Consider the following 9352-nt stretch of genomic DNA (forward strand, 5'->3'; position numbering starts at 1 on the left):
TTCCCCCTAATTAATCAGGCACGTGTATCAAAAAGACCGATTCGCCCTGGATTACCGTTCTTATCAGCAGGATGCTGATATGTGGCATCCTGTTCCGGCCGAGAAGCAAATATGTCCATTGAGAGATCAATAAACATCAATGATTGCTCGATCAGTTTTTGATTCAATTGATTAATTTCTTTCAATTCCTGCAATGTTCCCGCTAGCTTCTTCTGGACTTCAAGCAATCGCTGTTTATCAGCCGGATCAAAGATCAGCTTGGAGATCTCTGTGATATTCAGGTTAAGCATCGACTTGATACCCCGCTCCTGAAGCAGTTCATGTACTGCACTCAATCGTTCGCTCTCAAGTGGCTCCTGCTGTTTCATAAATTTGGATTCCTTATTCATTACAGCAATGAGTTGATCCACATCGTTTTTGACAATGACCTGTCTCTTGATCTCGCTGAGAGCCAGCATCTCGCGGTGACTTTGTTCCATTTGCTGCAAAACTGCAATTAATCTGTCCAGTGCTGCCATTACGTGATCACCTATTCCTTATCAAAAGACTTAAAGTACGGCAGTAACTTGTCAGCAAGCTTGCTGCTGTCCACTTGGTAAGTTCCCGAACTTACCTGCTCTTTCAGTTCCTGTATCCGTTGTATACGTCCTGCATCCTGTGTACGACCTTGTTCCTCAAGCATCTTCATCGCCTCCGGAGAAATGGATACCTCGTCCTTACGGCGGCTCTTTTTGGCATCAGCCTGCTGATTGGATTCAACGTTCCTCTGATATGAATTGATTGCACCAATTCTACTCGGTTCATTGATTTTCATACGAATTGCACTTCCTTCCACCTTAGGATTTTATTAGATTATAGAATTCATACGTTTTCAGCGAAGCTGAAGGATTCTATAATCGCAAGAAAAACTACTGCTGAACTGCGGTCTGTCTCCCTTGAATCTACGTCGATCAATGTTTCTTCTTACATTATCTTTATGTTGTCGAACGATTAGGATAATAAAAAAAACCGATAATCTTTAATAAGTTTATCGGTACGTTCCAAAACATTTGTTATAGCAAAACTTGTATTTAAGCCCTCGTTCCTATAGATCCCGTAGTTTGTCGACAGCATTATAGGTTCGTCCGCCTATGCTGCCGTTATCCTTCTGACCTACTTCTCGGGCCGCTCCAGCCAAATCTTTGGTCAAACGATTCCGGCAAGAGTCACACATATGGCCCTCACGAATCAGGGTTCCACATACTTCACAAGGATACATCATATTTGGAGCGTTTTCGATGGAAATCCGTCCCTCACGAATGAACTTGGTAATATTTTTAATTGAAACTTCTGTTGCATCAGATAGTTCCTGTATGTTAGTGCCTTTGTTTTCGCGTAGATATTCCACACAAGTCTGGTATTCCAGTTCAATTTCCTTGATACAATTCGAGCATACATCCCGAAAATTCAACGCATATAATTTGCCACAACGCGGACAATTACCCAGATTCATTGTTAAAACGCCCCTCTCAAACTTCCTTTTCCGAATGGATAATAACTATACATTACCTTATTTTTTCACATCAAGCCATAGTCTCTTTGCGAACAAAAAGAGAGGATAGGGTGCATGTATGCGCAACCTATCCCCCGATCTACTCCTTAATTTAATGTTTTGATGCTTACTATAGAAGACCAAGCACTTATATTTTGATCATTCAATGCACGAATGCGATATTTATGAAAGCTCGATGGAAGCAAATCGGAATGAATAAAGGTTGTATCATTTAAAGTGGCTACGATTTGACCATCTGCTTCAACTTCATATGAAGAGGCACCACTGACTGAATCCCATGTTAATAGAATACTGGTTCTCTCTGAAGTTCCTTTCAATACAGGGATGCTCAATTGTGTTGTTCCCTTAATTAAATCACTCCATGTCCCTACTCCAGCGGCATTCTTGGAACGAATGCGGAAGGTGTGATCTGTGTTTGCTGCAAGACTACTTTTCGTGTAGGCAACTCCAGTAACAACGACAACTGTACCATCGATCTCCAAATCGTAAGCTGTAGCTCCAGTGACTGCGTTCCATTTCAAAGCTATTGCTATATTTGTTACGGAGTTAACAGTCAATCCGGTAACCGAAGCAGGCAATGTGTTTTGCGTCAAAATGGCTGTCCATGCACTCGTATTGGTATCGGTCAGCGCACGTACGCGATGTTTATGTGCTGTTCCTGCGAGCAAGTTACTATGTGTGTACGAAGGTTCGTTCACTGTCGCCACTACCACGCCATCGGCTTCTACTTCATATTTCGTAGCGTCAGCGATTTCTGCCCACGTCAGATTAATAGCCGTCTCTTCCGATGTCGCTTTTAATACAGGAGTGCTCAATTGCGTAGTTCCGCTGATCAAATCACTCCATGTTCCTAATCCTGCGGCATTTTTGGAACGGATGCGGAAGGTATGATCTGTATTTGCTGCGAAACCACTCTTCGTGTAGGCAACGCCAGTAACAGCAACAACTGTGCCGTCAATCTCCAGGTCAAATCCCGTTGCTCCGGTTACCGCGTTCCATTTCAATGCTATTGCTGCATTTGTTACCGTGTTAATAGTCAATCCACTAACGGAAGCAGGCAGTGTGCTTTGCGTTAAATAGCTGTCCATGCACTTGTGTTGGTATTGGTCAAAGCACGTACACGATATTTATGTGCTGTTCCTGCAAGCAAGCCGCTATGCGTGTACGATGGTTCGTTCACTGTGACCACTACCACGCCATCAGCGTCCACTTCATATTTTGTAGCGTCGGCGATTTCTGCCCACGTCAGATTAATAGCCGTCTCTTCCGATGTCGCTTTCAATACAGGAGTGTTCAATTGCGTAGTTCCGCTGATCAAATCACTCCATGTTCCTACTCCTGCAGCATTTTTCGAACGGATGCGGAAGGTGTGATCTGTATTTGCTGCGAGACCACTCTTCGTGTAGGCAACGCCAGTAACAGCGACGACTGTACCGTCGATCTCCAGATCGTAACCAGTTGCTCCGGTTACTGCGTTCCATTTCAAGACAATAGCCGTATTGGTTACGGAGTTTACAGTTAATCCAGTAACAGAACCTGGTAACGTATTTTGAGTCAGTACGGCTGTCCATGCACTTGCGTTCGTGTCCGTCAAAGCACGTACGCGATATTTATGTGCTGTTCCAGCGAGCAAGCTGTTGTGCTTATATGAAGGTTCGTTCACTGTCGCTACTACCACACCGTCGGCTTCTACCTCATATTTCGTAGCATCGGCGATTTCTACCCATCTCAGGTTAATAGCCGTTTCTTCCGATGTCGCTTTCAACACTGGGGTATTTAATAGCGTAGTTCCGCTGACCAAATCACTCCACGTCCCTACTCCCGCGGCATTCTTCGAGCGGATGCGGAAGGTGTGATTTGTGTTTGCTGCAAGACCACTCTTCGTGTAGGCAGCAGCAGTAGTGGATACTAACGTGCCATCAATCTCCAGGTCATATCCCGTTGCTCCGGTTACTGCGTTCCATTTCAAAACTATTGCCACATTCGTTACGGAGTTAATGGTCAATCCGGTAACCGAAGCAGGCAATGTGCTTTGCGTTAAAATGGCTGTCCATGCGCTTATGTTGGTGTCGGTCAGAGCACGTACGCGATATTTATGTGCTGTTCCTGCGAGCAAGCTGCTGTGCGTGTACGAAGGTTCGTTCACTGTCGCTAATACCACACCATCGGCTTCCACCTCATATTTCGTAGCGTCGGCGATTTCTGCCCATGTCAGGTTAATAGCCGTTTCTTCCGATGTAGCTTTTAATACAGGAGTGTTTAATTGTGTTGTTCCGCTGATTAAATCACTCCACGTTCCAACACCTGCGGCATTTTTGGAACGGATGCGGAAGGTATGATCTGTATTTGCTGCGAGACCACTTTTCGTGTAGGCAACGCCAGTAACAGCGACAACTGTACCGTCGATTTCCAGATCGTAACCAGTTGCTCCAGTTACTGCGTTCCATTTTAATGCTATTGCTACATTCGTTACCGAGTTAATAGTCAGTCCGCTGACGGAAGCTGGGATTGTGCTTTGCGTCAAAATAGCTGTCCATGCACTCGTATTGGTGTTGGTCAGTGCACGCACGCGATATTTATGTGCTGTTCCTGCAAGCAATCCGCTATGCGTGTACGATGGTTCGTTCACTGTGGCCACCACCACACCATCAGCCTCAACTTCATATTTTGTAGCGTCGGCAATTTCTGCCCATGTTAGGTTAATGGCTGTCTCTTCCGATGTGGCTTTCAATACAGGAGTGTTCAATTGCGTGGTTCCGCTAATCAAATCACTCCATGTTCCTACTCCTGCGGCATTCTTGGAACGAATGCGGAAGGTGTGATCTGTGTTTGCTGTAAGACCACTTTTGTTGTATGAAGTAGCGGTAGTGGATACTACGGTCCCATCGATCTCCAGGTCATATCCCGTTGCTCCGGTTACTGCATTCCATTTCAAAGCTATTGTTACATTCGTTACGGAGTTAATAGTCAGTCCAGTAACAGAGGTAGGCAATGTGCTTTGCGTTAAAATGGCTGTCCATGCACTTGTGTTGGTGTCGGTCAAAGCCCGTACACGATATTTATGTGCTGTTCCTGCGAGCAGACTGCTGTGCGTGTATGAAGGTTCGCTCACCGTCCCCACTACCACGCCATCGGCTTCTACTTCATATTTCGTAGCGTCGGCGATTTCTGCCCACGTCAGATTAATAGCGGTTTCTTCCGATGCGGCTTTCAAAACAGGTGTATTCAATAGCGTGGTTCCGCTGATTAAATCACTCCATGTTCCTACACCAGCGGCATTCTTCGACCGTATGCGGAAGGTGTGATCTGTGTTTGCTGCAAGGCCACTCTTCGTGTAGGCAACGCCGGTGACAGCGACAACTGTTCCGTCGATTTCCAGATCGTATCCGGTAGCTCCAGTTACAGTTGTCCATTTTAATGCTATAGCCGTATTGGTTACAGAATTCACTGTTAATCCTGCCACAGAACCTGGTAACGTATTTTGAGTCAGTATGGCTGTCCATGCACTTGTATTGGTATCGGTCAAAGCACGCACACGGTATTTATGAGCTGTAGCTGGTGTGAGTCCGGTATGCGTAAATGTCGGATCTACAACATTACCAACAATTACTCCATCGGCTTCCACTTCATATGAAGTAGCACCCTCAATAGAAGGCCAAACGAGAATAATTTCTTCCTGTGAAGGGCTTGATTTCAATACGGGTGTACTCAATTGAGTAGACACGGTTAACAGATCAGACCAACTGCCTGCCCCGCCTGTATTTTTAGGTCTTAACCGAAAAGTATGTTCTGTATTAGGAATGAGTCCTGTTTTGCTGTATGTGGTACCAGTTACAGCGACGATGTTACCATCAATCTCTAAATCGTAACCTGTCGCACCTTTTACAGCGGTCCAGGATAGTGCAACTTTATTAAATGTTGCTTCTGTTACTTTCAAACCACTGACGGAGTCCGGAACTACCAGTTGCGTTATGGTTTTACTCCAATCGCTCTCATTGTTCGAAGACAGAGCTTTTAGCGTATACGTATGACTTGAGTTTGCTGCGAGACCCTCGTGCTCATACGATGTCACATTGCCAAGCTCAATAGGCGTTTCATCATCAATCTTTAATTGATAATGACTAGCTTGATCAACCGCGTTCCATTGGATAATATTTTTACCTTCCTGGGAGCTTGCCGAAATCACCGGTTGTTGGAGCAAGGTTTTGATCTCGTACAACGAGCTCCATTCACTTGTACCTATTGAATTAAGAGAACGCACTCTATAGGAATACAACGTATCTGGCAATAATGCGTTGCTGACAAAGGTTGTCCCATAATAAGGTCCCTTAATGATGCCATTCTCCTCAACTTCATATTGCACAGCCTGCTGCGCATGCTGCCAGTTCAAGTTAACTGCACTTTCACTTTGTTTTCCTGTGATCCCAGCTGGAATAGCTGGCATGTTGTCAATCGTCACCGGGTCCACCAACTGTTTGGTAAAAGAGGCCGGTTCCGCTTTGCGTGTATAATATGGGTTCAGTTCAGAATAGAAGTCCACGACCTCTCCCGTATCCGCATTAACAACCAAACTTAACTGCCTAACATCATAATTGTATACATCAACCGGTGTAAGCTGACCCAAAACATTATAGTTCGAAATGGTCCATTGCCCCACTTCCATGCCGGATTGCCTATACGTCATCTCAGTGAAGTATTCACGAACTTTACTTAAATCAATAAGAAATGCATTATCGATTTGCCCCGTATATTTAGAGGTATACGATCCAAAACTTATATTCGTAATATCACTGGTAAATCCCAAGATAGACTGCCTTCTTGTAAAAGAGTAACCTGTTGTTGAAATGTTGTAGGATCTAACCCAACTGAGGTTAACATCCCTCTGGTTCACCTGTAATTTACCGTTGTTGTTTGTCATTACATACTGAAAGTCATTACTCGATGAGACAATACCACTACCTGTTGCGGCATTCGCCCGGTTCCCCTCGTACACGCCAAACTGTCCGAATACCAGCATCAGCACCAGTAAACGGACGGTCCATAAGTAAAACCCATTTTTTCTTTTTCCTGCACTCACCTTTGTTCTCCCCTTAAAAAGATATGTTTTGCCACTCCCTGTGCTGTCACCTATGGTGAACGGCAGAACTATCTATTCTACACGGCAAAAACAATTCCTCTTTTTTACATATAAAAATATTCTTGTCTAAATTTATGCTTATAATTTCGTTAAACAACCAACACACAAATTATATGTATGTATATGAAAATAAACAAAAGTGATAACTCTGTACATACAAGAACGTACTTTCCCTTTTGTATATAAAAGCTATTAATTTTAGTTCATTATCTAACTTGCGTATGATAACCACATAGATAGCCATCTATTAAGTGAATATGCATATCAAAGGTCAGGATCTGGCCAAAGTCAGCGTGTAAATTTCGATTGGAATGTTCATCGAATGCCCAGCGTTTAAGATCACATGTCCACAGGCATCCAGGGTACTACCGGTTGTGTAAATATCATCAATCAGTAACAAGCGTAAGGGAGCAATACGCCCACCTTGTGCTGTAGGTAGGATATGTGAAGAGGCTTCTTTTCCAATCGTATATGAATTAACTGGCTGTGAATGCATGTTCATTGGCATGGTTTCATTTGAAGCTCTGTAGAGATCAGCCATTATCTCCGTTCCACCCGGCTGCATTGAGAAAGCATCCTGCATGGTCTGGATGCGCTCGCCGCGTGTTTTGAAGCTTTGTTTGGTGGTGTTGATCCGGCGCTGTAGCAGATCAACAACTGGTAGCCGACAGGCTGCGGCGAGTCCTGATGCGAGCCGCTCGGCCTGGTTGAAGCCGCGCTCGGCAAGGCGTTCGTTGCTGACGGGGACATAGGTCACCACGTCTGGCCGCCATCGCGGCTTGTTGTTTTGGAGCAGCGACTGGCGGTTGCGTGGTGCTGCTCCTGGATGAGCATGCGTATAGCTCGCGTATGGGCTGTGGCTATTGAGTTGCGCGTGTATATGCACGGGCGCATACAAGTTTGGTGAGTGAACAGGCGTGCTGATTGATTGACGCGAGCCAAGTCGGTGAACGGGCGCGTTGTTGTTTAAATCGCCCCCGCCTGGTCGGTGAACGAGTGCGTTTGTTGACGCACTCGAATTACATGGATGTGAACTGGCATCCATATGAGATTGAGCAGGGGTGGCGGGATGAGCCACGGGGGCCAGGGTTTCTTTTGCCAAAACAGGGTTAAGTTCCTCACTCATTGCTTGAAATGCTTGAATCAGAAGAGATGTTAGTAGCGGCGCGTAGCGTGCGTGACCTTTGAATTTGTACATGCCAATCCATTCCTTCATTAAAGTATTGTACTGAACGGCGCTGCGGTTGAGGATGAAAGAACGGTTTTGCATGTGTGGACGGACACAGTCCGGGCAACCGATTCCTCGACCACAGCGCAAGCAGCGAATGGTACGAATCCACGGAATTTGCTGTACACATCGGGTACATACCCCTGGATAGATTTTCGAAAGGATCGCTCGGGTTCCACAGGTCAGGCAAGTTGCTCCTGGTGGGGTGAACAGGTTATGCAGACGATGGGTAAGCTGGTGCAAATGATCAGTTATATCGTTTAGCCAGATGGGCATAGATTTGAGCCTCCAAAGTTGGATTTATGGATGAGACGGTGGGTGCAGGTATCCTTTGCGGCGGGCGATGGTATTCATCTTTCGGATCTGTGCCACTGCTCGGACCTGAGAACGTGTACGACGGGACGATGCAAAGACGACTCTTCCTGCTGGATCATCCATGGATCTACCTGCTCTACCCGCCATCTGTACCAGAGATGCTTCGTCGAAGAGGCCATTATCCGCATCCAAAATGAATACATCGCTACGCGGGATGGTGACGCCCCGCTCCAAGATAGTGGTGGTCACGAGCAGACGTATGGTCCGTTCACGAAAAGCAATCACTTTGCTCGCGCGATCTGGATCTTGGGATGATGTTCCTTCGATATGGATTTGTGGAAACATGCGACGCATCAAGTGAATAAACGCTTCAATCTGCGCGATGCGTGTCACAAATACAAATACCTGAGCATCGCGTAGTAATGAAGTCTGAATGCTTTTTTTTAGTGTGGCGGGCAGCTCCCGCTTCCGAATACATTCAGCGACGGTAGGCATTTTCATCAGGTGTGGCACAGGCAGGGGATGGCGATGAAAACGAACCGGTACTCTGGCGTGAGCGAGTCCCCCCTGAGCAGCTTCCTTCTGCAGCCGAGCTGGCGGCGTAGCAGACAGGTATACAAAGTGTCCATGAGGTTTGCACGAGGACGCTGCAGCATGAGCGAGCATAGGATCGTTGTGATAGGGAAAAGCATCGAGTTCGTCGATAATGACGATATCGAATGCCCGGTAAAAACGCATCAGTTGGTGCGTTGTCGCGAGTGTGAGCTGTGCGTCTTTCCAGCGCTCGGTGCTGCCTCCATATAGCGTAGCAAGTGAGATGTCGGGAAACGCCTTCGCCAGACGAGGAGCAAGCTCCAGCACAACATCCCTGCGCGGCGTAGCAACAAGAGCTCGTCCACCCCGCTCCAATATGTATTGGAGCAAAGGGAATATCATCTCGGTTTTACCGGCCCCGGTCACGGCCCACAGCAAAAACCGCCCCGGCCCATCCCCTGCGGATGGCCGGGCCAAAAACGCCAGCGCCTCGGCAGCCGCCGCGCTCTGCGCCGGGCTCAACCCCCACCGGGCAAGTCCGCCCTCGGTGGGGTCAACGGCCATGCCACGACGCGATGCTTCACCG

General features: G+C 46.6%; 8 protein-coding genes. 1 reads left to right on the forward strand and 7 read right to left on the reverse strand.

Annotation, left to right across the window (positions count from 1 at the left end; genetic code table 11):
* Window positions 1–14 precede the first annotated feature (14 nt).
* The 6 genes from QP794_RS30835 to QP794_RS30860 all read right to left on the reverse strand — a co-directional run bounded on the left by QP794_RS30835 (window position 15) and on the right by QP794_RS30860 (window position 7959).
* On the reverse strand, window positions 15–518 hold the full coding sequence (locus QP794_RS30835) for a flagellar protein FlgN (protein ID WP_072733605.1): 504 nt from the start codon (window positions 516–518) through the stop codon (window positions 15–17).
* An 11-nt stretch (window positions 519–529) separates the two neighbouring features.
* Complete coding sequence (gene flgM, locus QP794_RS30840) at window positions 530–814, reverse strand: flagellar biosynthesis anti-sigma factor FlgM (protein WP_053779526.1); 285 nt, start codon at window positions 812–814, stop codon at window positions 530–532.
* A gap of 270 nt (window positions 815–1084) precedes the next feature.
* Window positions 1085–1492, reverse strand: a complete 408-nt coding sequence (locus QP794_RS30845) for a TIGR03826 family flagellar region protein (protein ID WP_053779525.1) — start codon at window positions 1490–1492, stop codon at window positions 1085–1087.
* A gap of 146 nt (window positions 1493–1638) precedes the next feature.
* Window positions 1639–2640 carry a fibronectin type III domain-containing protein gene (locus tag QP794_RS30850; RefSeq protein ID WP_285080600.1) on the reverse strand — a complete coding sequence of 334 codons (1002 nt, stop codon included), beginning with the start codon at window positions 2638–2640 and terminating at the stop codon, window positions 1639–1641.
* Window positions 2625–6629 (reverse strand): fibronectin type III domain-containing protein, encoded by a 4005-nt coding sequence (locus tag QP794_RS30855; protein ID WP_285080601.1) that lies wholly within the window; start codon window positions 6627–6629, stop codon window positions 2625–2627. Before QP794_RS30855 ends, QP794_RS30850 begins: the two co-directional genes overlap by 16 nt.
* Before the next feature lie 331 nt (window positions 6630–6960).
* Window positions 6961–7959 carry a ComF family protein gene (locus QP794_RS30860; protein WP_285080602.1) on the reverse strand — a complete coding sequence of 333 codons (999 nt, stop codon included), beginning with the start codon at window positions 7957–7959 and terminating at the stop codon, window positions 6961–6963.
* On the opposite strand from QP794_RS30860, the gene QP794_RS30865 reads away from it, so the two are divergent.
* The gene (locus QP794_RS30865; RefSeq protein WP_285080603.1) at window positions 7954–8181 is read left to right on the forward strand and encodes a hypothetical protein; all 228 of its coding nucleotides are present in this window, start codon (window positions 7954–7956) and stop codon (window positions 8179–8181) included. The two genes, QP794_RS30860 and QP794_RS30865, sit on opposite strands and share 6 nt — an antisense overlap.
* A gap of 36 nt (window positions 8182–8217) precedes the next feature.
* On the opposite strand, the gene QP794_RS30870 is transcribed toward QP794_RS30865, so the two are convergent.
* A partial coding sequence (locus QP794_RS30870; RefSeq protein WP_285080604.1) for a helicase-related protein occupies window positions 8218–9352 on the reverse strand: 1135 nt, incomplete at its 5' end.

The sequence above is a fragment of the Paenibacillus sp. UMB7766-LJ446 genome, from assembly GCF_030226665.1.
Lineage (GTDB): Bacteria > Bacillota > Bacilli > Paenibacillales > Paenibacillaceae > Paenibacillus > Paenibacillus vandeheii.